The 24,546-nt window shown below is 68.2% G+C and carries 23 protein-coding genes; 13 read left to right on the plus strand and 10 right to left on the minus strand.

Going from position 1 to position 24,546, the window contains the following annotated elements; genetic code table 11:
• Positions 1-92: 92 nt before the first annotated feature.
• The gene (locus LuPra_RS29495; RefSeq protein WP_110174089.1) at positions 93-1,103 is read left to right on the plus strand and encodes a class I SAM-dependent methyltransferase; all 1,011 of its coding nucleotides are present in this window, start codon (positions 93-95) and stop codon (positions 1,101-1,103) included.
• Here LuPra_RS29495 and LuPra_RS29500 read toward each other — a convergent pair.
• Positions 1,090-1,410 carry a cupin domain-containing protein gene (locus LuPra_RS29500; protein WP_110174090.1) on the minus strand — a complete coding sequence of 107 codons (321 nt, stop codon included), beginning with the start codon at positions 1,408-1,410 and terminating at the stop codon, positions 1,090-1,092. The genes LuPra_RS29495 and LuPra_RS29500 overlap by 14 nt on opposite strands.
• Positions 1,411-1,623: 213 nt before the next feature.
• Between LuPra_RS29500 and LuPra_RS29505 the strand changes: the two genes are divergently transcribed.
• From LuPra_RS29505 to LuPra_RS33530, 4 genes are all read left to right on the plus strand, one after another.
• Positions 1,624-3,750 carry an alpha-ketoacid dehydrogenase subunit alpha/beta gene (locus LuPra_RS29505; RefSeq protein ID WP_110174091.1) on the plus strand — a complete coding sequence of 709 codons (2,127 nt, stop codon included), beginning with the start codon at positions 1,624-1,626 and terminating at the stop codon, positions 3,748-3,750.
• Positions 3,751-3,811: 61 nt separating this feature from the next.
• On the plus strand, positions 3,812-4,798 hold the full coding sequence (locus tag LuPra_RS32640; protein WP_162472854.1) for an NHL repeat-containing protein: 987 nt from the start codon (positions 3,812-3,814) through the stop codon (positions 4,796-4,798).
• Positions 4,799-4,833: 35 nt separating this feature from the next.
• Complete coding sequence (locus tag LuPra_RS29510) at positions 4,834-5,727, plus strand: S1C family serine protease (protein ID WP_162472855.1); 894 nt, start codon at positions 4,834-4,836, stop codon at positions 5,725-5,727.
• A 32-nt stretch (positions 5,728-5,759) separates the two neighbouring features.
• On the plus strand, positions 5,760-6,371 hold the full coding sequence (locus tag LuPra_RS33530) for a helix-turn-helix transcriptional regulator (RefSeq protein WP_234800611.1): 612 nt from the start codon (positions 5,760-5,762) through the stop codon (positions 6,369-6,371).
• Between the two features lie 83 nt (positions 6,372-6,454).
• Here the strand turns inward: LuPra_RS33530 and LuPra_RS29520 are convergent, their stop codons facing one another.
• Complete coding sequence (locus LuPra_RS29520; RefSeq protein WP_157899844.1) at positions 6,455-7,225, minus strand: enoyl-CoA hydratase/isomerase family protein; 771 nt, start codon at positions 7,223-7,225, stop codon at positions 6,455-6,457.
• Between the two features lie 180 nt (positions 7,226-7,405).
• On the minus strand, positions 7,406-8,503 hold the full coding sequence (locus LuPra_RS29525; RefSeq protein WP_110174094.1) for a hypothetical protein: 1,098 nt from the start codon (positions 8,501-8,503) through the stop codon (positions 7,406-7,408).
• Positions 8,504-8,600: 97 nt separating this feature from the next.
• Between LuPra_RS29525 and typA the strand changes: the two genes are divergently transcribed.
• Positions 8,601-10,433 (plus strand): translational GTPase TypA, encoded by a 1,833-nt coding sequence (gene typA, locus LuPra_RS29530; protein ID WP_110174095.1) that lies wholly within the window; start codon positions 8,601-8,603, stop codon positions 10,431-10,433.
• 101 nt (positions 10,434-10,534) lie between these two features.
• Here typA and LuPra_RS29535 read toward each other — a convergent pair whose 3' ends face one another.
• From LuPra_RS29535 to LuPra_RS32415, 7 genes are all read right to left on the minus strand, one after another.
• Entirely contained in the window at positions 10,535-12,877 is a 2,343-nt protein-coding gene (locus tag LuPra_RS29535) for a response regulator (protein ID WP_110174096.1), read from the minus strand.
• A gap of 261 nt (positions 12,878-13,138) precedes the next feature.
• On the minus strand, positions 13,139-14,053 hold the full coding sequence (locus LuPra_RS29540; RefSeq protein ID WP_110174097.1) for a DMT family transporter: 915 nt from the start codon (positions 14,051-14,053) through the stop codon (positions 13,139-13,141).
• 184 nt (positions 14,054-14,237) lie between these two features.
• Positions 14,238-14,597: an ATP synthase F0 subunit C gene (locus LuPra_RS29545; RefSeq protein ID WP_110174098.1), complete on the minus strand. Its 360-nt coding sequence runs from the start codon at positions 14,595-14,597 to the stop codon at positions 14,238-14,240.
• 183 nt (positions 14,598-14,780) lie between these two features.
• A complete protein-coding gene (gene atpB / locus LuPra_RS29550) occupies positions 14,781-15,590 on the minus strand; it encodes a F0F1 ATP synthase subunit A (RefSeq protein WP_110174099.1) in 810 nt (269 codons plus the stop codon).
• Between the two features lie 13 nt (positions 15,591-15,603).
• Positions 15,604-15,996 carry an ATP synthase subunit I gene (locus LuPra_RS29555; RefSeq protein WP_110174100.1) on the minus strand — a complete coding sequence of 131 codons (393 nt, stop codon included), beginning with the start codon at positions 15,994-15,996 and terminating at the stop codon, positions 15,604-15,606.
• A gap of 12 nt (positions 15,997-16,008) precedes the next feature.
• Positions 16,009-16,239, minus strand: coding sequence for an AtpZ/AtpI family protein (locus tag LuPra_RS29560; RefSeq protein ID WP_110174101.1), 231 nt, complete (start codon positions 16,237-16,239; stop codon positions 16,009-16,011).
• 8 nt (positions 16,240-16,247) lie between these two features.
• A complete protein-coding gene (locus LuPra_RS32415) occupies positions 16,248-16,661 on the minus strand; it encodes a hypothetical protein (protein WP_157899845.1) in 414 nt (137 codons plus the stop codon).
• Positions 16,662-16,783: 122 nt separating this feature from the next.
• On the opposite strand from LuPra_RS32415, the gene LuPra_RS29565 reads away from it, so the two are divergent.
• From LuPra_RS29565 to hemB, 7 genes are all read left to right on the plus strand, one after another.
• A complete protein-coding gene (locus tag LuPra_RS29565; protein ID WP_157899846.1) occupies positions 16,784-17,680 on the plus strand; it encodes a vWA domain-containing protein in 897 nt (298 codons plus the stop codon).
• Entirely contained in the window at positions 17,677-18,768 is a 1,092-nt protein-coding gene (locus tag LuPra_RS29570) for a VWA domain-containing protein (RefSeq protein WP_110174103.1), read from the plus strand. Before LuPra_RS29565 ends, LuPra_RS29570 begins: the two co-directional genes overlap by 4 nt.
• Before the next feature lie 15 nt (positions 18,769-18,783).
• Positions 18,784-19,605, plus strand: coding sequence for a cytochrome C assembly family protein (locus tag LuPra_RS29575; RefSeq protein WP_110174104.1), 822 nt, complete (start codon positions 18,784-18,786; stop codon positions 19,603-19,605).
• Positions 19,605-20,924 carry a glutamyl-tRNA reductase gene (hemA, locus tag LuPra_RS29580; RefSeq protein ID WP_110174105.1) on the plus strand — a complete coding sequence of 440 codons (1,320 nt, stop codon included), beginning with the start codon at positions 19,605-19,607 and terminating at the stop codon, positions 20,922-20,924. Before LuPra_RS29575 ends, hemA begins: the two co-directional genes overlap by 1 nt.
• Positions 20,921-21,898 (plus strand): hydroxymethylbilane synthase, encoded by a 978-nt coding sequence (gene hemC / locus LuPra_RS29585; RefSeq protein WP_110174106.1) that lies wholly within the window; start codon positions 20,921-20,923, stop codon positions 21,896-21,898. The genes hemA and hemC overlap by 4 nt, the downstream gene beginning before the upstream one ends.
• Before the next feature lie 127 nt (positions 21,899-22,025).
• Positions 22,026-23,558, plus strand: a complete 1,533-nt coding sequence (gene cobA, locus LuPra_RS29590) for a uroporphyrinogen-III C-methyltransferase (RefSeq protein WP_162472856.1) — start codon at positions 22,026-22,028, stop codon at positions 23,556-23,558.
• Between the two features lie 11 nt (positions 23,559-23,569).
• On the plus strand, positions 23,570-24,541 hold the full coding sequence (hemB, locus tag LuPra_RS29595; protein ID WP_110174108.1) for a porphobilinogen synthase: 972 nt from the start codon (positions 23,570-23,572) through the stop codon (positions 24,539-24,541).
• Positions 24,542-24,546: the final 5 nt, after the last annotated feature.

A 24,546-nucleotide genomic window follows, 5' to 3' on the forward strand; every position in this document is an offset into this window, starting at 1 on the left:
ATTCCCGGCATCTCGGCATCTCGGCATTCAGGACAGGCGCAACCTTGAAAAGGCTGCGCCTGTCCGTCCATGCCTCCACGGAGGGATGACCGATGGCCACGATTGTCGCGCGTCAGGGGCTGGGGTTGAACGAGGCACTGCGGGAAGCTGCCCGCGTCTCGACGGAACTGCGGCGGTGTGCGGCGCTGCCACGAGGCGACGCCGAGTACCGCTATTCGCAGTACGTATCGCTGGTCCACGCGCTGCTCGCGGCGCTGCGACGCTGCGAGATGACAGGGGCCACGGCGGAGGCCATACGCGCGGCGAGCGCGGATGCGCGGCAGGTCCATCGGCTCTCGCCACTGTGCACACGGCTGCAGGACTGGCCGCGCGGGTATCCGGGCGATTTCGAGACCGTGGAGTACCTGTGCGAGGGCATGAACCACGCGCCCGCGGACTCGTTCGGCCATGCGATCGAGGCCTATGCGCTGCGCTGCGCCGCGGCGCAGCAGCACCGCAACAAGGTGGAGGAGCAGGCGGCGGTCGTCGCGCGCCGGCTGGCGCTGACGACTGGCCCCGTGCGGGTGCTGTCGATCGGGTGTGGAGGCTCGCGGGATCTGCTCGCCCTGCGGCGTCACTGCCCGGACCCGCGCGCGACGGAGCGACTCTCGGTAACCCTGAACGACAGCGATGCCGGCGCGCTCGCGTTGTCGGAGCGCCGCCTGCGCGAGATGGGCGCGGCGACCCGGTCGCTGGCGATGAATGTCCTCGCGGCGATGCGCATGCTCGTGCGCGACAGCCAGTGCTTCGATCTCGTGCTCGCCGGCGGCCTGTTCGATTACCTCGACGACCGCACGGCCTCGTTCGTGATCCGCACCTGCCGGCGGTCGCTCCTGGGTGACGGCGGCGAACTGTTCTTCACGAACATCGCGACAGGCAATCCCTACCGGCCGTGGATGGATCACGTCGCCAGCTGGGGGCTCATCCACCGGTCCGAGGACGACATCCTGGCGCTCGCGCCCGAAGGCGAGGGCAGCGCCACGTCGGTCCGCAGGGACGTCTCCGGCCTCGCGCTGCTGGCAACGGTCAACGTGGGATGGGCCCGCGGCCTCAGGACGGCTTGACGTTCACCGGACTGAACACGCCGAGTACGAACGTGTCGTCGAGGGCGACGGCCTGGTGCGCCACCCCGCTCGGGATGTGCAGCACTTCGCCCTCTTCGACGCGTACGTCCTCGCCACCGACGAGGAACTGCAGGGCACCCTGCAGCACGTATGTCATCTGCTCCTCGTCGTGCGCGTGCAGCGGTACGAGCGCGCCCTTCTTCAGGTAGACCTGCGTCAGCACCTCGCGCTCGCCACGCACGACCTTGCGTGACACCATCTCGGTCACCTTCTCGAGGGCGATCTCGTCCCACCGGTACAAGGGCATGGGTCATCGTACCGGGTCCGGACGACCAGCTTGGTGACTTTCCCCATCCCAGTCGTCCTGTGCGTTCCTGTGCTCCTGTGGTCCTGTCTCTTTTTCGCCGGCAGCGGTACAGTAGAGGGTGGGTGTCGCCCTATAATGGCGACGCATTACACGAGAAGTCTTGATTATGATCGAGCCCGACCTTCCCGGCCATTTCAAGGCGTCCGCCGCATCATGAAGACCGTGGCGGAGCATCCGGTCTCCTCGACTCTCGCGGCATCGGGTGTGGCGTCTCGTGAGGTCCTCCTGCGCGCCTACCGACTGATGGCGCTGTCGCGCCGCCTCGACGACAAGGAGATCCAGCTCAAGAACCAGAGCCAGATCTTCTTCCAGATCAGCGGCGCGGGCCACGAGGCGATCCTCGTTGCGGCGGGCCTCGCATTACGACCCGGCATCGACTGGGCGTACCCCTACTATCGCGATCGCGCGTTCTGTCTCGCGCTCGGCGTCACGCCACTGGACATGCTCCTGCAGGGGGTCGGCGCCAAGGACGACCCATCCTCCGGTGGCCGGCAGATGCCATCGCACTGGGGGCACACCCGCTGGAACATCGTATCGGGCTCGAGTCCCACGGGCACACAGTGCCTCCAGGCCATCGGATGCGCCGAGGCGACGCGGTTGCTGACCGAGTTGCCGCGCCTGCCCGACGCCGAACGTCCGGCGCCCGATGCGGTCACCTACGTGTCGGTCGGCGAAGGCACGACGAGCGAAGGTGAATTCTGGGAATCGCTCAACACGGCCAGCAACGGCCGCTTGCCGCTGGTCTACCTGATCGAGGACAACGGCTACGCCATCTCGGTGCCCGTGGAAGTGCAGACGCCCGGCGGCGACATCTCGCGCCTGGTCGAGACCTTCCCGCATCTCAAGATCTTCCGCGTCGACGGCACGGACCTCGTCGCGAGTCTCGACGTGATGCAGGAGGCCGTGGCGTACGCGCGCAGCGGCGAGGGCCCGGCCTTCGTTCACGCGAAGGTCGTCCGTCCCTACTCGCATTCGTTGTCAGACGACGAGCGCCTGTACAAGACGGCGGACGAACGCGCCCGCGAAGCCGCCCGTGATCCGATCAAGCGTGCGGCCGACTACCTCCTGGCCGAGGGCCTGGCCACACGGGAAGAGCTTGACACGCTGCACGCCGAGGTGGAACGCGAGGTCAACGTCGCCACCGACATCGCGCTGGCGGCCGAGAAGCCGGCGCGCGACACGGCGGCCCTCTACGTCTACTCGCCAGACGTCGACGTCACCGCCGACACGTGGCGGGCCGAGCCTCTCGTCGAGGGCAAGCCCGACACGATGGTCTCGGCGATCAACCGCACGCTGCGCGACGAGATGGCGGCCAACCCGCGCATCGTCGTCTTCGGCGAGGACGTGGCGGACGTGAGCCGGGAGCGCGCGCTCGCCGAGTGCTCGGGCAAGGGCGGCGTGTTCAAGGTCACGCATGGCCTGCAGCGGGAGTTCGGCGGCCAGCGCGTCTTCAACTCTCCGCTGGCCGAGGCCAACATCGTCGGGCGCGCCACCGGCATGGCGACCCGCGGACTCAAGCCCGTCGTGGAGATCCAGTTCTTCGATTACATCTGGCCGGCGTTCATGCAGATTCGTGACGAACTCACGATGTTGCGCTACCGGTCCAACAACACGTTCACGGCCCCGCTCGTGATCCGCACGCCGATCGGCGGCTACCTGCGGGGCGGTGCGCCGTACCACAGCCAGTCGGGCGAGAGCATCTTCGCGCACTGCCCCGGCATCCACGTGGTGTTCCCGAGCAACGCGGTCGATGCCGCCGGACTGCTGCGGACGGCCATCCGCTGCGACGATCCGGTGCTGTTCCTCGAGCACAAGCACCTCTATCGCCAGACGTACAACAAGGGCATCTATCCCGGGCCGGACTACACCATCCCGTTCGGCCGGGCCGCCGTCCGGCGCGAGGGCACGGACCTGACGGTGGTCACCTGGGGGGCGCTCGTGCAGCGTTCGCTGCTGGCGGCGCAGCAGGCCGAGAAGGACGGACTGAGCGTGCGGGTGATCGACCTGCGGACGATTGCGCCCTGCGACTGGGACACGATCGGCACCGCGGTCCGCGAGACCAACCGGATCGTCGTCGCCCACGAGGACACGCTGACCGCCGGGTTCGGGGCCGAGATCTCCGCCTACGTGGCGGAGCACTTCTTCGATCACCTCGACGCGCCGGTGTTGCGTGTGGCGGCGATGGACACGCCGGTGGCGTACTGCCCGGATCTCGAGGAGGAAATCCTCCCGCAGTCCTCCGATGTGCTGGCCGCCATTCGCAAGCTCGCGTCTTACTGATCCCCTGCAAGCGGGCGCCGCGTGCGGCGCCCTTCTCTGCCTGCTCACGGTCCTGCCGGGCATGCCCTGGCAGGACGTGCTGGCCGCGGCGACCCGCGTGGAGACGCTGCGGTCGACGGGCGGCATTCCGCCATTCCTCGCCGGCGAGTTCGAGCAGGCGTCCGGCTTCGCGGTGCGACCGGACGGCACCGCGCTCGTGTTCGATCGCCGTCGCCATCGCGTGTATGCCATCGACGCGGCGCGCACGGCCGTCACGCCTCTCGTCGAAATCGGATACGAGGCGGGCCGCCTCCTCCGCCCGACGTCGTTCGACGTCGCGGATACCGGCGACTTCATCGTCGCGGATGCGCCCGGACGACAACCGCGGGTATCGGTGTTCCAGGCAGCCGGCAAGGTCCTGAACACCTTCACCGTTGCGGCCAGCGAGTCCCCACGCGTCATCGTCGACAATCTCGTGCTGAACGGCATCGGGGCGGCGCGTTACACCGGCACCACCGTGCTGCTCAACCAGCCGGAACGCGGCGTGCTCGTCTCCGAGTACAGCGTCACCGGCGCCGTGCAGCGGGAGTTCGGGCAGTTGCGACGCACCGGGCTGGAGCACGATGCGGAAGTGCACCTCGCCTTCAACACCGCCGTGCCGGTTCCGGCCCGTGACGGCGGCGTCTACGTCGTGTTCCTCGCCGGTCAGCCGGCCTTCCGGAAGTATTCCGCCGCCGGCGTCCTCGAATTCGAGCGCACGATCCAGGGCCGCGAAATCGACCCGCTCGTGTTGCAGATGCCCACGCAATGGCCGCGCCGGCAGGTAGACGACGTCACCTATCCGGTGGTGCCGTCGATGGTGCGCACGGCAGCCGTCGATCGCCAGGGGCGCCTGTGGGTGGCCATGTCCACATCACACATCTACGTGTTCGACGAGGATGGGGAAAGGGTCCGTACGCTCCAGTTGTTCGGCGCGGGCGTCGTGCAGCCGTCCTCCTTGTGGTTCGCGCGCGACGGCCGGCTGCTGGTTACGCCGGGCCTCTACGAATTCGCCCCGCCGAACGGCTGATCCCGCTGTCGTTCGGGCGCGCTACGGTAGTTGTCATGACTGCCGCTTCCCCATTGAAGGTGCTGGCGGATGCGATCCGCGCGACCGCCGACGCTGCTGCAACCGGCGTGCTGCAGGTGCGGGCCCGCGGTGCGCACCCGGCCACGGCTGCCCACATCGGCCCCGATCTGGTCGTCGCGCCATTGCACGCACTCGATCGCGACGAGGGTCTCGTGGTCGTCCGCGGCGAGCAGACGCTCGACGCCACTGTCGCTGGACGTGACGACACGCTCGACCTTGCCCTGCTGCGCGTACCGGGTCTCGGCGCGTCACCGCTCACCCTTGCAGACGACACGGCCGATGCCGCGCAACTGGTCGTCGCCGTTGCCCGCAGCTGGCAGGGCGACCTGATGGCCCGACTGGCGAGCATCACCGGTCAGACGTGCCTGTTACGACGCTGGCGTGCCGAACCGCTCCCCGCCCTCCTGCGAACCGACCTCCAGGCCGGGCGCGGCGTGTCCGGCGGCCTCCTCGTGGATCCTGACGGGAGGATCCAGGCGTGGGTGACGACGGGGCTCAGCCGTGGAGGCGTCGTGGGCATTCCTGCCGGCCTCCTGTCGGATCGCGTCGGGCGACTGTCGGCGCATGGGCGGATCAGGCGCGGCTACGTCGGCATGGCGGTGCAACCGGTGCTGCTGCCGCCGGCACAGCAGGCGCACGGACGCCATGGGCTGCTGGTCAGCGGCGTGGACGCGGACGGACCTGCGGCCGGCGCGGGCGTCTACGTGGGTGACGTGTTGATCGCGGCCAATGGCGATGCCCTGGTCGAACCCGGTGTGCTGCAAGGCCTCCTCGGCGAGTCGCGGATCGGGTCCGGGCTGCAGTTGCGGGTGCTCCGGGCCACGACGATCCACGACATAGCCGTCACCGTCGGTGAACGCGCACGGTAACCGGGGCGTCACAAGGTACGAGACACTTGTCCATGGACATCCTCCTGATTGCCCCGTCGGCTCGGCGCCGCGACCTGCTGCGAGAGCGGTTGCTGGGGGCCGGCCTCGTGCCGGCGGCCGAAGCTGCGGTGCCCAGCGACGCCGAGGACGTCACCGCGTCGGTCGGGCTGGCCGACGCCGTGCCGGAAGGCCGCGAGTGGATGCAGGCGCTGATGCCACTGCAGGGCCTGGCCGTCGTCGGCGCGCCGGCGCAATCGGTGGATCGCCTGCGCGACCTGGCCTTGACGGGGTGGGCGGCGCTGCCGGTCGACGTGTCGCCGACGCAGCTGCGCAAGGCGCTGGAGATGGTCGACGCCGGCTTCGCGGTGGCGCCGAGCGATTGGCTGCGGCCGGCACCGGCGGCCTCGGTGGTGCCGCGCGTGGACGTCGACGACGACCTGCAGGATGCGCCGCTGACCGATCGCGAGACCGACGTGCTGGACCTGTTGGCCGAGGGGTTGTCCAACCAGCGGATCGCCGAGCGCCTCGGCATCAGCCCACACACGGTGAAGTTCCACATCGCGTCGATCTACGACAAGCTCGACGCCCGCACGCGCACGCAGGCCGTGCGCCATGCCCTGGACCGCGGCTTGTTACAGATCTAGGAGGTCGTGTCTCAGGTCTCAGGTCTCAGGCAACATACAGCCCTGAGCCCAAAGCCCTGAGACCTGAGACTTGAAACCTGAGCCTATTTGGCCTGCAGCCGCGACACGAGCAGGTCGCGATAGCACTGGCATTCCTCGTCGAACCAGACGGCGCTGAACTCCGCGGCCATCGCCTCGATTTCCTCCGGCGTGTAGGCGGGGCCGCCGCCTGCTTCGACGAGTGCGCGCTTGTGCGCGGCAAACGCACGCGGTGGCTTCGACGCCAGCTGGCGGGCGATCGTCAGTGCGCGATGCCTGACGCTGGAGGGCGGCACGAGTTCATCCACGATGCCGTGTTCTTGTGCGCCCTGGGCGCGCCACGCGTGGCCCTCGAGGAACATCTGTCGCGCGGTCGGCCCTGGCACCACCGCCGCCAGCGCCTGCACGATGCGCGCGGGCAGGACCACCCCGAGGCTCACTTCGTTGAGCGCGAACTGGAAGTCGCCTTCCGCCATGACCCGCTCGTCGCAGGCCAGCGCGAGGATCGACCCGCCGGCGTAGGTGTGGCCGTTGAGGCCGGCGACCGTCGGCTTGGGCAGGTGCCGCAGCGTGTCGAACAAGCGGATGAACCGCGCCATGTAGCGCTTCAGCTTGTCAGGCGCGTACCCGAAGACCTCCTCGACGTCGAAGCCGCCGCAGAACATCTTGGCCGTGGCACTGGTGACGACCACGCCGTGCGTCCGATCGTCGGCGGCCGCATGGTTGAGGGCCTGCTGGAGTTCGTCGACCATCTCGCAGGTCAGCGCGTTGGCCTTGCCGCGTGACAGCGTGACGACGAGGATGCCTTCTTCCCGTTCGAGCGTGATGTGCTGCACGAGTGACTCCGGGTCGTGGGGCGCATGAGGCGCGCCTGCGAGCAGTCTATCGCTCTTCGGGACGCCGGATCGCCGACCTTCGGCGTGTGCCTCGAGGCGTCGGCCGCGTGTCGGTCGACCTCACGTACAGCGCATCGATGTCGTCATCGACGGCGACGGCCAGCAGTGGTGACATGGCTCTCAACCGGCCTTGAACGTCTGGAGCTTGTCGGCCGACCGGACGACGTATTCGTGGGCAGCGTCTCCGTCGCACCGCAGGTGGAGCGACACGTCGGGAGCACTGCCGGCGCCGACGCGAACGGCGGCAATGGTGAATCGCGGCAGTCCGACGCCACGGGACTGCGCGATCGGGCGCGCCGCCTCGGACGCCCGGAGCAGGACTTCGAAGCTGCGCTGGACCGCCTGCCGCGCGAGGTCGAGCGCGTGGGCGTCGGGGCCGTCCGATCCTCCGGCCATGTGGACGGCAAAGCCGCCATCTTCTCGGTGCGCCCACCACCCACCGTCGGTGGAGGAGAACCTCAACGCGCCAAGCACCCGGTCTTCGCGGGCCGAACCCGGCCTGAAGGGCGGCGCCTGCTGCCCATGTGCACCGGAGTGGGCGGCGCCAACGGTCTGGGCGCTGGGGATACCGGCCTGGGCCAGGATCTCCCGGCCCCCGGAGGCCGGCCGGCTCGTGCGGGCGGGCTTGCTCCTCTTCTGGCGCAGCTTCTCCAGGGTGGCCTGGTTGGCCCCCTGGACCGACGGGCCGGTCGTACGCCGGCTCCTGCCGCTGGCTTTCATGAAGGCCCTGGCGGCGCTGAAAATGACGATGAGCCCCACGGCCCAGGGGATCCACGACTCGACGTGATTCAGCGCGTACAGCAGGCCGTTCTGCAGAATATCGGTGGCGTGCCTGGCCGGGTGCCCGGGGTCGTTTTCCGAGATGCCGGCCCACGCCCAGTCGGCGAGACGGCCGACGAACACGAACACGAATGGCACCGGCAAGAGGTTGGCCAGGCACCCGAGGCTGCCCTTGGCGACCGCCGCCCCGGTCGGCTTGCCCTTTTGCGCCGGGGGCGCCGGCCGCTTGAAGACGCCCCTGACCAGCCACGACCAGGCGGCGATGTACAGCCAGAAAGAGGCCAGGCCGCGAACAAACAGGCTGACATTGCGCTCGTCCTCCCCCGGTTGCGTGCCCAGATGTGCCGAAAGCAGGAAAAGGCCGGTGACGATCGCCAGGTTGACGGCCAGCCAGAACGTGGCGCGGAGGACGTGGGCGACCCACTGGGCGACGGGCATCGGGGCTTCCTCACTCAAACGGCAAAAACACCGGCGCCGAACGGATGAGGCCGGACTCAGGGCACACGGCCGTCGCACGGGGCCGTATACTGGTGGGATGTCTGCTGCCGAACACGTCCGACAGATTGCCAATCCTCATCGCCGGAACGTCGCCATCATCGCCCACGTGGACCACGGCAAGACCACGCTGGTCGATGCGATGTTCGCGCAATCAGGGACGTATCGCTCCAACGAGCGGGTGGCCGATCGCGCCATGGACTCCATGGACCTCGAGCGCGAACGGGGCATCACCATCATGGCCAAGAACACGGCCGTGCGGTACCTCGACACCATCATCAACATCTGCGACACGCCGGGCCACGCCGACTTCGGGGGCGAGGTGGAGCGCACGCTGTCGATGGTGGACGGCGTCGTGCTGTTGGTGGACGCGTCGGAAGGCCCCCTGCCCCAGACGCGGTTCGTGCTCCGCAAGGCCCTCGAGCGCCGCCTCGAGCCGATCGTCGTCATCAACAAGGTCGACCGGCCGGATGCGCGCGTGCAGGAGGTGCTCAACGAGGTCTACGACCTGTTCATCGACCTGGACGCCGACGAGGATCAGCTGAACTTCCCGGTGATCTACGCCGTCGCCCGCGACGGCCAGGCGAGCCTGGACCCGAACACGCGCGGCGAGGACCTGCGGCCGCTGTTCGACGCGATCCTCGAGCACACGCCCCCGCCCAAGGGCGATCCGGCAGGCGTGCTGCAGATCCTCATCGCCAACCTCGATGCCAGTGAATACCTCGGACGCATCGCTATCGGCCGCATTTTCAACGGCCGCGTGCAGATTGGCGACTTCGTCGGCGTCTGCAAGCTGGATGGGTCGGTGCAGCAGATGCGGGTGACCAAGCTGTTCGCTTTCGACGGCCTGAAGCGCGTCGACGTCCAGGAAGCGGCCGCCGGCGACATCGTCTGCCTCGCCGGCATGGAGGACATCACGATCGGCGAGACGGTGACCAGCGCCGAGACGCCCAAGGCGATCGCGCCGATCGCGGTGGACGAGCCGACGGTGTCGATGATCTTCGGCGTCAACACGTCGCCCATGGCCGGACGCGACGGTCAGTTCGTGACGTCGCGCCAGATCAAGGAGCGCCTGGAGAAGGAACTCCTCGGCAACGTCTCGCTGCGCGTCGAGCCTACCGACACGCCCGAGCAGAGTCGTGTCATCGGCCGTGGCGAGCTGCAGCTGTCGATCCTGATCGAGATGATGCGCCGCGAGGGCTTCGAGCTGCAGGTGTCGCGGCCGGAGATCGTCACCCGCGACAGCGACAAGGGCCGCCTGGAACCGGTCGAGGACGTGGTCATCGACGTGCCCGAGGACTTCCAGGGCGTGGTAATCGCGGCGCTCGGCATTCGCAAGGGCACGATGACCAAGATGGTCAACAACGGCAGCGGCCGCGTGCGCCTCGAGTTCAAGGTGCCGGCACGCGGGTTGATTGGTTTCCGGTCGCAGTTCCTGACCGACACCAAGGGCACCGGCATCATGAATCACATCTTCGCGGGCTGGGAGCCGTGGGCCGGGCCGATTCCGTCACGTCCCACCGGTGCCCTGGTGGCCGACCGCACCGGCATCGCGACGGCGTTCGCGATCGCCAACCTGCAGGACCGCGGCGAGATCTTCATCGACCCGACGACCGACGTCTACGAAGGCATGTTGATCGGCGAGAACTCGCGCAACAACGATCTCGACGTCAACGTCTGCAAGGAGAAGAAGCAGACCAACATGCGCGCCTCGTCGGCCGACGAGGCGATCCGCATCATCCCTCCCCGCAAGCTGGGGCTGGAAGGCGCAATCGAGTTCATCAACGACGACGAGCTGGTCGAGATCACGCCGAAGTCGATCCGGCTGCGCAAACGCATCCTGGCCCAGAACCAGCGTCCCCGCCGGGATTGATGCCTCACGTCTCACGTTTCAAGTCTCAAGTCTCAGGCACGTACTGCTTGAGACCTGAGACCTGAGACCTGAGTTCCTGAGCTCCTGTAGTCCTGAGGCCCTCACGCAAGCTTTTCGAGCGACGGCTCCTGTCGCGCGACGACGCCGACGCCGAGACGGTCCAGGAGCTCGTCGAACGCCGCCTTGCGCAGCGGCTTGGCGAGGTAGTCGTCCATGCCGGCCGCGAGGCATCGCTCGCGGTCGCCGGTCATCGCATGGGCGGTAAGGGCGACGATCAGGGTGCCACGCACGCGGCGCCGCTTCTCGACCGCCCGGATCTGCGCGGCCGCCTCGAGGCCATCCATCTGCGGCATCTGCACGTCCATCAACACCAGGTCGAAGCGCTCACGGTGCCACGCTTCCAGCGCCTCGATGCCCGTGCTGGTCATCACGATCTCGCACCCGCGTCGCGACAGCAACTGCTGGACGACACGCTGGTTCACTACGTTGTCGTCGGCGACGAGCACTTTCGGCGCGCGCACCGGGCGCGGCACGACACCCGTTGCCCCCCGGGACGGTACGGAGTGCGGGTTCGCGTCGGCGGCCGACTGGGTCAGCGCGGCCGCGATCACCGCAGCCACCGTCGGCCGGCGCAGGGGCTTCACGAGTTGGCCTCGCTGCGAGGTCGCGCCACTCTCGCTCGAGAGCGTCAGCTCGAGCACCGGCACGCCCTTTCGCGCAACGGCCGCGACCTCGGCGTCGACCGATTCGAGCGACTCGCGATCGATGAGGACCAGGCCCCAGCGGCGTTCCCGGAGCAGCGGTCCCAGGGTGCCATCGTTGTCGGCGCGGGTGACGATGGCGCCCCACCCCTCGAGCCACCCGGCGAGCACGTCGCGCGACGCGTGATGGCGGTCCGCCAGCAGCACCGTGCGTCCGTCCAGTTCCTGCGGCCGTGCCTCGCCAGCGACCGACGCGACCGCGGCAACACCGACCGGCAGGCCGAACGAGAACGAACTGCCCTGCCATTCCTCGCTCTCCACGCTCAATTCTCCGCCCATGAGGTGAATGAGGCGGGCACAGATGGCGAGGCCCAGGCCGTTGCCCTCGAACAATTGCGGGGTGCCCGTCATGGCCTCGTGCAGCGTCTGCCGAATGACGTCCTGGCGTACTGGAGATATTCCGACGCCGGAATCGGAGACGCGGACGCGCAGGGTGGCACGACCAGCATCGTCGGCCTCGTCGAGGCCAACGCGCAGGCGCACGAAGCCGACGTTGGTGAACTTCACGGCGTTACCGAGCAGGTTCATCAACACCTGTCGCAGGCGTGCGGGGTCGGCGATGATCCTCGAGGGCAGCCGCACGTCCTGATCCCAGGCCACGTCGAGATCCTTCTGGTGCGCGCGGACGGCGACGGCCTCGAGGGCATCGTGCACCACCGCCGTCAGGTCGAAGGGCACGGCCCCGATGTCGACCCGGCCGGCCTCGATGCGCGAGAGGTCCATCACGTCATCCATCACCGTGATGACGGCCTCGGACGAACGGCGAATGGTATCGAGATATTCCCGTTGGGTCGCCGTGAGCGACGTATCGAGCGCAAGCTCGGTCATGCCCAGCACGCCGTTCATCGGCGTGCGGATTTCGTGGCTCATCGTCGCCATGAACTGGGTCTTGAAGCGATTGGCGCTCTCGGCCCGCTCCTTGGCCTCCCGCAGTTCCGCAGTGCGTTGCGCCACTGTCTGCTCGAGTTGGTCGCGATGACGCTGCAGGTCCCGGTCGCGCGCGGCCAGGTGCGAGAGCATGCCGTTGAAGGCGCGCACCAGCACGCCCACTTCGTCGTCGGTGACCCGCTCCGGCAGCGGCACGTCGAAGCGCTCCGTGCGCATGACCTCGTCGGCAGCGATTGACAGCTGGCGAAGCGGCTTGACGAGGGGACGCTGAAGGGCGGCCCCGAGCACGTACGCGAGACCGAGCGAGACGACGAAGACCGCGAAGAAGATCGTCAGCGTGTCGCGCCTGCGCGCCTCGACGCGACGCATGTCCGTTTCCACCAGCACCGAACCGACACACCCGTCGCGGAGGCAGATGTCGCGCACGACCCGGACCCCGGTGCTGGCCTGGACCGTGCCAGGACCTGGCGCGATGGCGGGCGCCGGCGGGCCGTCCTGCCCGCGCAACTCGGTGAACAACGCGCCGTCCTTGCGATAGAGGGCCGCGACGCGGAGATCGGGTCGCGGACCCAGGGCGGCGAGCGCCTCGCGCGCGAGCCGGGGATCCTCGACAGTCAATGCTCCAGCGCTGTTCTCGCCGACGACGAGCGCGATCGCGTCGATCTCCTGCCCGAGCGCCGTTTGCGACGTGGCGTTGTCATACAGCATGAGCCCGAGCCCGTTGAGGGCGAGGGCGCACATGATCGTCGCCACGAGGACGACGGTCAGCTGGCGGCGAAGTGAGTGGCGGAGCATCGTCGAGCGGGAAGGTTCCTCGACGTAAATCGGCGGCGGCGGGAAAATACTGAGGCCACGTCGGGCACCGGGCACCGGGCAACGGGCACCGGGTTCCGGGTTCCGGGTTCCGGGTGTTGCGCGTCGACCTGAAGGTCGACGTCTACGTGATGTGTGGTGTCTCCGGGTACCCCGCGCCCGGTACGCGATCGAGGCGTGTCCGCCCGCCGTCAAGCATCAAGCATCAAGCATCAAGCGTTCGGCGTTAAGCGTTAGGCGTTACTACGCCTCTGCCGGCGCGTCGTTGTCCTCGCGGGGGGCCGGCGTGCGCCTCCATCGCGTCAGCAGGACCCCAGCGGCGACGAGCACGGCGCCGATCAGGCGTATGCCCGCCAACCGTTCTCCGAGCCACACCATCGCCGACAGCAGCGCCGCCACCGGTACGACGTTGGAATAGATCGACGTGCGTGACGACCCGAGGTGCCGCACGCCCGTGTACCACGCCGTGTACGAGAAGTTCAACGCCAGCAGCGACGAGAAGACCACGCACACCCACGCGATGAGGCGGACGTCGGCCCATGGCGTGCGCGCGAAGTCCGGGATCGAGAACGGCAGGAACAGCGCCGTGCCGATCGCCATCGACAGGCCGGTGATCACGAGCGGGGAGTATCGGGCGAGCAATGGCCGGCCGGCCACGGTGTAGACCGTCCAGCAGAGGACGCACGCGACCATCATCAGGTCGCCCGAGGGCGAACTCACGCCCGCGGCTGCGCCACCGAAGACGATCAGACTGACGCCGACAAACGACAGTGCGGTGCCGAGCCAGTGCTGCAGCGGCAGCCGCTCATGGCCGACGGCAGCCGAGACGATGCTCACCGCCGCGGGCGTGCAGGCGATGATGATCGAGGCATTCATCACGCTGGTCCGCTCGAGGCCGGTGATGAACAGCATCTGGTAGCCGAACTGCCCGATGACCCCGAGCAGCAGCACGACGGCCCAGTCCCGGGTCGTCAGCCGGGCGACATGCTCGCGGCGCCGCGTGGCATAGATGACGATGAGAAAGACGACCGACGCGATTGACAGCCGCAGCGCGTTGAAGGTCCGCGGCGGCACTTCCTGCAGGACGAACTTGATGACGCTGTAATTACTGCCCCAGATGATCGCGGTCAGCAGCAGATACAGGTCAACCCGCGTCATGGATCAGGACCTCAGGATCACAGGAAGACAGGATCACAGGAAGACAGGAGAGCACGGCGGAAAGGACTGGCACGGCGGGATACCCATCCGTGCACCAGCCTCCCGTGTTTCCTGCGTTCCTGTGTTCCTGAGTTCCTGCCGGAGGCGGGCCCGATGCCACGCTCCGGCGGATTCTTCGTTAACGCTAGACCAGGGGCGCCAGGCCGAGGGCGCCAGCGCGGACGAAGAAGATGATCAGGGCGACGAGCAGCACGTAGATCACGAGCGACTCGATCAGCACGAGGCCGAGCAGGAGGGCGCCACGGATCTGGTCGGCCGCACCAGGGTTGCGGGCGATGCCTTCGGCGGCCGCGCTGACCGCCCGGCCCTGGGCCATGGCGCCGAACGCGGCGGCGAAGGCGAGCGCGAAGCCGGCCGTGGCCACGGCCCACTGGGTCACGCTCGGAGCCACGGCGCCAGCCGCGGCGGCTTGCTGTGCGTACACCGGCGACAGCAGACCGGCGGCCGCCACCAGGGCGAGAACTGCGTAGAACTTCTTCATCATGCGAATGCCTCCTCGAGGCCCATCAACCACGTGTCGTCGGCATTAAAGGTCGCGACCCCTGAGGGTCGCCGGCGTCGCCTGTGGCGCGCCTGAGGTCGAATCGCAGACCGGGGCCCGACGCTTGCCGAGATCTGCCGACCGTGCCGTCACCGCGCCTCGAGGCGCCGCGACGGAAATCCGCACCTACGCCGCGGCGTGGGCGTGCGCCGGCGAGTCGCCGTGCGCATGGTCATCGTCGTGACTTGCATCATCGTGCCCATACTCGGTGTGCACCGCCCCGGCCAGGTAGATGATGGTGAGCAGGGTGAAGATGTAGGCCTGCAGCGACCCGGTGATCACGCCCAGGAACATCATCGGGAGTGGCACCAGGAACGGCACGATGCTGGCCATGATGAGGACCACGAGTTCCTCGCCATAGACGTTGCCAAAGAGTCGCAGCGTCAGCGACATCACCCGCGACATGTGGCTGATCATCTCGATCGGTGCCATGATCGGCGCGATGAACAGCGGCACGCCTGGCGGGATGATGAAGTGCTTCACGTACCCCACGAGCCCCTGCGCCTTCATGCCCTGCAGGTGGTAGTAGACCCACACCGTCAGCGCGCACCCCAGCGTGACGTTGATGTGGGCCGTCGGTGACATCAGCCCCGGAATCTTGCCGATGGCGTTGGCCGTGAAGATGAAGATGAAGATCGATCCGACCAGCGGCAGGAACTTCGGCCCCGCCGGGCCGATGTTCTCCTTCAGCAGGCCGGTCACGAACCCGATGATGTCCTCGAGGAAGATCTGGAGCTTGCCGGGATTGTCGACGCTGAACGACGACCGCACGGCGAGGCTGAAGACCAGCGCACCCAGCACGATCAGGCCGCACATGACGAGGTAGTCGGGAATCAGCTCCAAGCCCGGCGTGTAGGCCTTGCCGAACATTGGCGCAAGCACCGGCCCGAGCAGGCGGTTGACGAGCTCGACGATCCAGAGTGTGTGATGTTCCATGGCCCTGTGCCGGTCACGGTGAGAACCCGGTCGGCTGACGCCAGGACCGTACCGCTTCCACCATCGCGGCGACGACCACCGCGGAGACGCCCACGAGCACCCCCAGCGGGTGCAGGTGCAAACGGCCAATGATAACGTAGCCGGCCGCGAGCAGCAACGCGTATCGGCCCGCCAGCCTCAGGGCCAGCCGCCACGGCGACACAGTGGGCCGCCCCTCCTGTCCCGGCGCCGGTGGACCGATCGCGTCCACCGCACGCTTGAGGGCCCGATAGCTGATGGCCAGCAGCAGGCCGCCTCCCAGCACGCCAGCGCCCATGCGCCATCCGCCGATTACGGATCCGGCGACGGCACACAGTGCAACAACGATGCTGGTGTCACGTTCGAGGCGTTGGGGGAGGGTGGTCAACGGCCGTAAAGGTCAGCGGGATTCGCTGTCGAACGCGCGTCTGGTGATGCGCACCACGTTCAGGACCGCCGCCGCGAAGCCGAGGACGAACCCTATCAGCATGCCCCAGGGGTTGGAGTTGAACGTCCGATCCACCCACAGGCCGGCAGCGGTGCCGAGCACGATAGCCAGTACGAACGACAGCCCGAGGGTGCCCAGTTCGCCGACGGTGCGCCAGTAGCCAGCGGGACGAGGCGTGAGCATGGAGCGCGTCAGGGCTTACGCGTCGGTTCGGCGCAGGGGGCCAGGGTCGGCGTCAACGGATCGGCCGCGACGGGCGGCGGCGCGGCAGCCGCGACCTTCGCTTCCGGGGTGTCGCAATCGGCAGCCTTACCGGTCTTGGCAGTCTTGCCCGTGGCCTGCTTGCCCGCCGTCGGCTTGCCCACCGCCTTGCCGGCCGGGGCCTTGCCAACGGACGCCTTCGAGGTCTTCGCCTTAGTGTTCTGGGCGTTGGCGGTGCCGCCCGCCGTGCTGGACGTGCCGGCTGGGGTTGGTGTCGCAGCCGCTGCAGCCGGACGGGATGGCGACTGGGCCGGCGCCGACGGTGCGGAGGTCTGTGCAATGGCGCCGGCGGAGAGGACGCCGAGGCTCATCGCGAGCAGCAGCGAAGAGAGCGGACTGGGCATGTGGCGAGCCTCTGGCGACCGCGAGCCGCCGTGAGTCGTCGGAAGAGTGCACCCCGAACGGTGCGCCGACAGCCCTCGACTATACTCCAGAGGCGGGGCCATTCCCGCCACGGACACATCAAATGCGACTCATACCGACGCTCGTCGTGGCCACTGCCCTCGGCTTGTCCGTGCTCGTTCCCATGGTCGAGGCGCAAGGCACCGCCCGGCAGCGCACCCTGTTCGTGACGGCCGTCGGCGACGACAGCATGCCGCTCGAGAAGTTGGCCATGGAGGACGTCATCGTCCGCGAGGACGGTGTCGCGCGCGAAGTCCTCAAGGTGACCCCTGCGGCCGAGCCGGTGGACATCACCGTGCTCGTCGACAACAGCATCGCCTCGACCAAGGCCCTGCAGGACATGCGCCTCGGGCTCGAGAAGTTCGTCACGACGTTTGCCGGACCACACCCGATCACGCTCATGACGGTGGCCGACCGTCCCACGGTCCAGGTGAATTCGACGACCAGCAAGGCACAGCTGCTCAAGGGCGTGACACGCCTGTTCGCGCAGCCCGGTGCCGGGGCGACCATGAACGAGGCCATCGTCGAGGCGTCCAAGGCGATCGGCAAGCGCAAGCCGGCACGTGCAGCCATCGTCATGATCACGAGCTTCGGCCCGGAGTTCAGCGACCGCGGCTATCAGTTCGCCCTGGACGCGCTGGCCGATTCCGGTGCGACGCTCCATGTCCTGGAGCTGCAGGACACGGTGCATGAACCGAGCACGGACACGAACGTCCGGGACCGCAACGTCGTCATCGACCGCGGCACCACCGACACCGGTGGCACACGAGAGCTGCTGCTTGCGAACATGAGCATCACCGACGGCCTGCAGAAGGTCGGGCGCGCTGCAACCCAGCAATTCGAAGTCATCTACGGCAGACCCGAGACGCTCATCCCCGCCCGCAAGGTCGAGGTCTTCTCGGCGCGACCCACCGTCAGGGTGCGTGCGAACACGCTGCAGGCGAACCGGACCCCACGATGACCCTGGCAGTCCTACGCCAGCTCCTGGTGGGTGGCGCTGCCGCGCTCGTGCTGTCTGCACGAGTCGGCACGCAGGCGCCCGCCACGCAGACGCCACCGCCTTCGCCTCCGACCAGCACTCCAGCGAAAGCGCCGGGCCCGCCCCCGGCCGGGCAGGAGCAGCCGCCGGCCACCGAGTCAGGCGCGCAGCCGCCGGCCGCCGGCCAGCAGCCGCCCCGTCCTGGCGCGCCGGAACAGCCCACCTTCCGTGCGGGCGTCGAAGTCGTGTCGCTGAACGTCACCGTGACCGAACGCGACGGCCGCTTCGTGAGCGGCCTGCCGCAAGAAGCCTTCTCGGTCTTCGAGGACGGCGTCAAGCAAGACGTCATGTTCTTCTCCGGCACGCAGCTGCCGACAGCCCTCGGGTTGCTGGTGGACACGAGCGCGAGCATGAACGAGAAGCTGCCGATCGCCCAGCAGGCGGCGGTCGGCTTCATCCAGCGCATGCGCCCGGAAGATCTCGTGACGATCGTCGACTTCGATAGCCGGGCCGAGATTCTGCAGGGCTTCACCGCCGACCAAAACCGGCTCACGTCTGCCATCAGGCGGACCACGGCCGGTGGCTCGACGTCGCTGTACAACGCGGTCTACGTCGCCCTCAACGAGTTCAAGAAGATCCGCGCCGCGAGTGCCCAGAACGAGGTACGACGGCAGGCCATCGTGGTCCTTTCCGATGGTGAGGACACATCCAGCCTCGTGCCGTTCGAGGAAGTGCTGGAACTCGCCAAACGGACGGAAGTGGCCATCTACGCCATCGGCCTGAAGGACGGCGGCGGCCCGAGGAATCGCCCGATGGGTGGTTTCAGCGAGTCCGATTTCGTGCTGAAGCAGTTTGCCCAGGAAACGGGCGGCAAGGCATTCTTTCCGACCAGCGCCGACGAGTTGACGAACATCTACGGCGCCGTCGCCGATGAACTGGCCGCGCAGTACACAGTCGGTTACGCGTCGCGCAACGTGCGCCGCGACGGCCGCTGGCGGCGCATCGTCGTCCGGGTGGAGCGGCCCAACACGATCGCGCGCACCAAGCAGGGGTACTACGGCCCGACCTAGGGCCGGCATCGCAAGATGAGCCTCGCGCTTCTCTATGCCGTCGCGTGTGCCGCGTACGTCTGGCACTTCGCCAGCCAGAAGCCGCTGGCGGGCCGCGTCGCGACCGGACTCCTGCTGGTGTCGGTGCTCGTGCACACGTTCGAGCTGGGCATGTACACGATGGAACTCGGCGTGCCGCCGATGGCCGGGCGGACCGGGGCGATCTCGACGTTCGTGTGGATGCTCGCCGTGTCCTACCTGTCGATCGAGGTGTCCACCGACGAACGCGGCATCGGCATCTTCGTCACGCCGCTGCTGGTGGCCCTGCAGGCGCTCGTCGCGCACGGCGAGATGCCGACCGACGTGCCACGGTACTTCGCCACCCCGTTCGTGGCCGTGCATGTCGGCGCGCTGTTGTTCGCGTACGCGAGTTTCGCGCTCGCATGCGTCATCGGGATCACGTACATGCTGCTTTTCCGCGAGCTGAAGCGGCGCACGCCCGGCATGTTCTTCCAGCGGCTGCCGTCGCTGCAGGTGCTGGACCGGATGAACATGCGCGCGGTGTGGATCGGCTGGCTGCTGCTGACGATCGGCCTGGTCGGCGGTGCCCTGTGGCTGCGCGACGTGAGCGCCCAGATGACCAACGACCCTCGCCTGCCCCACATGACGCTTGCCGACCCCAAGATCCTGATGGCGGTCGTGACGTGGATCGTCTACGGGGTCCTGTTGGCCTCGCGTCGCTGGGCGGGTCTCACGGCACGGCGCGCGGCGTGGCTCTCTGCCGTCGGCTTTGCCATCGTGCTCCTGAACTTCCTGCCGGTGGCGTACTTCTTCGCCCGCAGCCACAACTTCGCGTGATGCATCTCGTCCTGGTCGGCCTCAGTCACCACACGGCGCCCCTCGAGGTGCGCGAGCGGATCGGCATCAGCCGCTCGATGGTGCCCGCGGCACTCGACCGCCTCGCGCAGGAGGGCTGCGACGACGCCGTGCTGCTCTCGACGTGCAACCGGACCGAGGTGTACGCCATGGCCGTCGACCCGACCGCCATGGGCGAACGCATCGTCGGCTGCCTCACGGACTATCGCGGGGTGAGCCGCGACGACATCGACGGCACCCTGTACGTGCGCAGGGACGCTGATGCCGCCCGCCACCTGTTCCGGGTCGCGGCCGGACTGGATTCCCTCGTCGTCGGCGAGCCGGAAATCCTCGGCCAGGTCAAAGACGCCTACAAGGCCGCCAGCGAGGCGCGCGGGACGGGCAGCGTGATCAACCGCCTGTTCCATGGAGCCTTTTCGATCGGTAAGCGTGTCCGCTCCGATACCGGGCTCTCCGAGGGCGCGGTCTCGCTCAGCTACGCGTCGGTCACGCTCGCACGCAAGATCTTCGGCGACCTGGGAAAGCAGCATTTTGTCGTCTTCGGCGCGGGCGAGATGGCGCGACTCAGCGCCTTGCACTTCCACGAGCACGTGGCGAGCACGACCATCGCCACGCGCCGACAGGACCGCGGCGAGCTGCTGGCAGCCGAAGTGCACGGACGCGTCGTCGCCTGGGACGACCGCCTCGAGGCGCTCGCGGCCGCCGACATCCTGATCTCGGCGACGGGTTCGCCCGACGTCGTCGTCACCGAGGCCGACATGCGACGCGTCCTCACGACCCGGCGGGGACGCCCGATGTTCGTCGTCGACCTGGCGGTGCCGCGCGATGTCGCGTCGGAAGTCGCGCGCCTCGAGGAAGTGTTCCTCTACAACATCGACGACCTGCGCGGCATCGTGCAGGAGAACCTCGCCCGGCGCCAGGACGCCGTTGCGAAGGCCGAGCGCCTCGTGAACGACGAGGTCACGGCGTGGTATGGCTGGCTCCGGTCACGGGCAGCGGTCCCGACCGTCGTCGCCTTGCGGACCCGATTCGAACGCGTGCGACAGGCCGAACTGGAGCGCCTTGCGCCGAGACTCGCCGGCCTGGGCCCCGACGCACGCGCCCGCGTCGACGAGATCACCCGACTGATGGTCGAGAAACTTCTCCTCACGCCGACCGAACAGCTCAAGGCCATCGACGATCACGAGACGATGGATGCCTGTTCAGCCGCTCTGCGCCGGCTGTTCGCGCTCGATGACGAGGCGGCGGTGAACGACGCCGATGCCGACACGTCGGCGCCGCCAGACGGATCGGCCCGATGACGACACTATGGCGGATCGGGACCCGCGGCAGTGCACTCGCGTTGTGGCAGGCCAACACGGTCAAGACCCGCCTCGAGGGCCTCGGTGTCGCGCCCTGCGAAATCGTGGTGATCACGACCGACGGCGATCGACTGCAGGATGCCCCGCTGTCCGACATCGGTGGCAAGCGCCTGTTCGTGAAGGAGATCGAAGACGCCCTCCTCGAGGGCGAGATCGACCTGGCGGTGCACAGCGCGAAGGACATGGCGGTGGTGCTGCCGGCGGGTCTCCACATCGCCGGCGTCCTGCCGCGGGCTGACCCGCGCGACGCCGTGGTGTTACCCGACACGCACGACCTCTCGGAGGCGAGCCTGCCCCGCCTGCTGGAGGTGCTGGGCTCGTCGCCGCGAATCGGTACGAGCAGCGTCCGGCGCATCGCGCAGTTGCACCGCCAGTTCCCTGGCGCCGAGTTCCTGCCGGTGCGCGGCAACGTCGACACGCGGCTCCGCAAGCTGGACGCCGGCGACTACGACGCCCTCGTCCTTGCCGCCGCCGGCCTGCATCGTCTCGACCGGGGCGGACGGATCAGCGGTTGCCTGCCGGTGGACGCATGCATCCCCGCACCAGGGCAGGGCATCGTGGCGGTCGAGTGTCGTGAGGACGCCGACGAAGTGACCCAGACGCTCGTCGCGATGAGCGATGCGGCCGCCGACGTCGCCCTGCGCGTGGAGCGCGCGATCGTCGCGGCCCTCGGCGGTGGATGCCAGCTGCCGCTCGGCGCGCATTGCCGGCGCGCCCCTGACGGCACCCTCGAGCTGCTTGCGTGCGTCACGTCGATCGAGAGCGACCACGAGGTGCGCGCCCTCGGCTTCGGCGAGGACTCGGACCCCGAGGCACTGGGTGAACAGGTCGCCGAGCGATTGATCGCCGACGGCGCAGGCGCCATCCTCGACGCCGTCCGCGAGTACGACGGACCGCTGCCGAAGCACGACTGAACAAGGGAGAAGGGACAAGGGGAAGATCGCCTTTCACGCGTTCCTTGTTCGTTGTCCCTTGACGTCCTACTGACTTCTTCCCTGTCCCTTGTCACTTGTTCACGCGCAGCGGCGTAAGATGCCCCCCATGACTCCCGTGTCCATCGTCGGCGCCGGCCCTGGGGATCCGTCACTGATCTCCGTGCGTGGGCTCCGTTACCTGACCCGCGCGGACGTCGTCGTCCACGACACACTGATCGATCCGCGGCTGCTGCGGATGGCGCGCCCCGATGCCGAGACCATCGACGTCGGCGACGCCGCCCCGACCGAAGCGGCCCAGGACGCCATCTGCCTGCTCGTGGCCGAAAAGGCTCGCGAGGGCAAGTCGGTGGTGCGCCTGAAATGGGGTGACCCGTTCGTGTTCGACAGCGGCGGCAAGGAAGCGCTGTTCCTCCACGAGCAGGGCATCCGCTTCGAGGTGGTGCCGGGGATCCCGGCCCTGGTCGGGATCCCCGCCTATGCCGGCATCCCGGTGACGTATCCGGGTTCAGGCGACACGCTGACGTTCATCCGTGGCTACGAGCACGGCGAGGAAGCGACGCCGGACCTCGACTGGCACCAGTTGGCGAGTGTGGACGGGACGCTGCTCTGCTACGCGGGACCCCGGCAACTCGCGCGCGTGGCTGCCTCGCTGCTGGCGCACGGGCGACCGGCCGACGACTCGGCGGCGATCATCTCCTGCGGCACCACGCCGCAGCAGCGGACATTGTCCGGCACGCTCGAGAGCCTGTCGAAGCAACTCGATGCGCACCCGCCGACGGTCCCGGCAGTCTTCGTGGTCGGTCCGACCGTGGGGTTGCGCGATCACCTTCGCTGGTTCGACGAGCGTCCCCTGTTCGGTACGCGCATCGTCGTCACGCGGTCGCGCGAACAGGCCGGCGAGTTCGTGGAGCGCCTGAGCGATCTCGGTGCCGATGTGATCGAAGCGCCGTCGATCCACATCGAACCGCTCGACGACTACGATGAGGTGGACAGGGCCATCGCCGCGATCGCGTCGTATCACTGGCTCGTGTTCACCAGCGCGAACGGCGTCGAACACTTCATGCGCAGGGCGTTGTCACGGATGCGTGACATCCGCGACCTGCACGGCCCACGCATCTGCGCGGTCGGTCCGGCAACGGCGGAGCGGCTGCAGCGGCTGCACCTGCGCGTCGACGTGATGCCCGACGAGGATCGCGCCGAAGGCGTGATCGCCGCCCTGAAGGCCACCGGCAGCCTCGACGGCCAACGCATGCTCCTGCCCCGCGCCGACATCGCACGCGAGGCGCTCCCGGAGGAATTGCGCAAGGCCGGCGCCGAAGTGGACGACATCGCCGCCTACAAGACGGTTCGCGCCTCGTGGGTGCATGAAGGCCAGCCCGACATCTACAAGAAGCTCCTCGAAGGCGATGTGGACATCGTGACCTTCACGAGCGCATCGAGCGTGCGCCACTTCGTGACCAATCTCGGCGAGGAGCAGGCCGCGGACCTGTTGCAACAGGTCGCGGTCGCCTCGATCGGTCCGGTCACCGCCGAGGCCGCGCAGCAGCTCGGCGTCACCACCAGCATCATGCCCGGCGCGCCCTACACGATCCCGTCGCTCGTCGACGCGATCGTCGCGCACGTGCGCAGCAAAGCCTGACGATTCCCACCATGCCACTCGATCTCACCAACCGGCCCCGACGACTCCGACGCACGCCTGGCCTGCGTGCCCTCGTCCGCGAGACGCATCTCGAGCCCTCGCAGTTCATCTACCCGCTCTTCGTCTGCCCGGGTGAGGGCGTGCGCAAGCCAATCGGCTCGATGCCGGGCGTCGCGCAGATGTCGGTGGACGAGATCGTGGCCGAAGTCGGCGCCGCTACCGGTGATGGCGTGACGTCGGTGCTGCTGTTCGGGCTGCCGGCGCACAAGGACGAACGCGGCAGCAGCGCCAGCGACCCGCAGGGGCCGGTGCAGCAGGCCGTACGCGCGATCCGCGCCGCGCACCCGCAGACGGTGATCGTCACCGACGTGTGCCTCTGCGAGTACACGTCGCACGGACACTGCGGCATCGTCACCGATGGCATCGTCGAGAACGACCCGACGGTGGCGTTGCTGGTCGAGGAGGCGCTGTCGCACGCCGAAGCAGGGGCTGACGTGGTCGCTCCGTCGGACATGATGGACGGCCGCATCGGCGCCATCCGCGACGGCCTCGACGCAGCGGGGCACGTGGACACCGCGATCATGAGCTATGCCGCCAAGTACGCATCGGCCTTCTATGGACCGTTTCGCGAGGCGGCCGAGTCCACGCCGGCCTTCGGCGACCGGCGCAGCCACCAGATGGATCCCGCCAACGCGCGCGAGGCGCTCCGCCAGGTCGCCCTCGACATCGATCAGGGCGCGGACATGGTGATGGTCAAGCCGGCGCTTCCGTACCTGGACATCCTCTGGCGCGTCAAGGACACCTTCGGGTTGCCGACGGCCGCCTATCACGTCAGCGGCGAGTACTCGATGGTCAAGGCGGCTGGCGCCAACGGCTGGATCGACGAGCCACGCGCGATGATGGAATCGCTGATCTCGATTCGGCGGGCCGGCGCAGACGCCATCATCACTTACTACGCGCGTGACGCCGCGCGGGTGTTGTGAACTTA

Origin of the sequence: Luteitalea pratensis, assembly GCF_001618865.1 — a bacterium.
GTDB lineage: Bacteria > Acidobacteriota > Vicinamibacteria > Vicinamibacterales > Vicinamibacteraceae > Luteitalea > Luteitalea pratensis.

Excerpts from the sequence above, each read along its gene's own strand:
- LuPra_RS29495 (WP_110174089.1), top strand. The coding sequence starts at position 93 with ATGGCCACGATTGTCGCGCGTCAGGGGCTGGGGTTGAACGAGGCACTG.
- LuPra_RS29500 (WP_110174090.1), bottom strand. The coding sequence starts at position 1,410 with ATGCCCTTGTACCGGTGGGACGAGATCGCCCTCGAGAAGGTGACCGAG.
- LuPra_RS29505 (WP_110174091.1), top strand. The coding sequence starts at position 1,624 with ATGAAGACCGTGGCGGAGCATCCGGTCTCCTCGACTCTCGCGGCATCG.
- LuPra_RS32640 (WP_162472854.1), top strand. The coding sequence starts at position 3,812 with ATGCCCTGGCAGGACGTGCTGGCCGCGGCGACCCGCGTGGAGACGCTG.
- LuPra_RS29510 (WP_162472855.1), top strand. The coding sequence starts at position 4,834 with ATGACTGCCGCTTCCCCATTGAAGGTGCTGGCGGATGCGATCCGCGCG.
- LuPra_RS33530 (WP_234800611.1), top strand. The coding sequence starts at position 5,760 with ATGGACATCCTCCTGATTGCCCCGTCGGCTCGGCGCCGCGACCTGCTG.
- LuPra_RS29525 (WP_110174094.1), bottom strand. The coding sequence starts at position 8,503 with ATGCCCGTCGCCCAGTGGGTCGCCCACGTCCTCCGCGCCACGTTCTGG.
- typA (WP_110174095.1), top strand. The coding sequence starts at position 8,601 with ATGTCTGCTGCCGAACACGTCCGACAGATTGCCAATCCTCATCGCCGG.
- LuPra_RS29535 (WP_110174096.1), bottom strand. The coding sequence starts at position 12,877 with ATGCTCCGCCACTCACTTCGCCGCCAGCTGACCGTCGTCCTCGTGGCG.
- LuPra_RS29540 (WP_110174097.1), bottom strand. The coding sequence starts at position 14,053 with ATGACGCGGGTTGACCTGTATCTGCTGCTGACCGCGATCATCTGGGGC.
- LuPra_RS29545 (WP_110174098.1), bottom strand. The coding sequence starts at position 14,597 with ATGATGAAGAAGTTCTACGCAGTTCTCGCCCTGGTGGCGGCCGCCGGT.
- atpB (WP_110174099.1), bottom strand. The coding sequence starts at position 15,590 with ATGGAACATCACACACTCTGGATCGTCGAGCTCGTCAACCGCCTGCTC.
- LuPra_RS29560 (WP_110174101.1), bottom strand. The coding sequence starts at position 16,239 with ATGCTCACGCCTCGTCCCGCTGGCTACTGGCGCACCGTCGGCGAACTG.
- LuPra_RS32415 (WP_157899845.1), bottom strand. The coding sequence starts at position 16,661 with ATGCCCAGTCCGCTCTCTTCGCTGCTGCTCGCGATGAGCCTCGGCGTC.
- LuPra_RS29565 (WP_157899846.1), top strand. The coding sequence starts at position 16,784 with ATGCGACTCATACCGACGCTCGTCGTGGCCACTGCCCTCGGCTTGTCC.
- LuPra_RS29570 (WP_110174103.1), top strand. The coding sequence starts at position 17,677 with ATGACCCTGGCAGTCCTACGCCAGCTCCTGGTGGGTGGCGCTGCCGCG.
- LuPra_RS29575 (WP_110174104.1), top strand. The coding sequence starts at position 18,784 with ATGAGCCTCGCGCTTCTCTATGCCGTCGCGTGTGCCGCGTACGTCTGG.
- hemA (WP_110174105.1), top strand. The coding sequence starts at position 19,605 with ATGCATCTCGTCCTGGTCGGCCTCAGTCACCACACGGCGCCCCTCGAG.
- hemC (WP_110174106.1), top strand. The coding sequence starts at position 20,921 with ATGACGACACTATGGCGGATCGGGACCCGCGGCAGTGCACTCGCGTTG.
- cobA (WP_162472856.1), top strand. The coding sequence starts at position 22,026 with ATGACTCCCGTGTCCATCGTCGGCGCCGGCCCTGGGGATCCGTCACTG.
- hemB (WP_110174108.1), top strand. The coding sequence starts at position 23,570 with ATGCCACTCGATCTCACCAACCGGCCCCGACGACTCCGACGCACGCCT.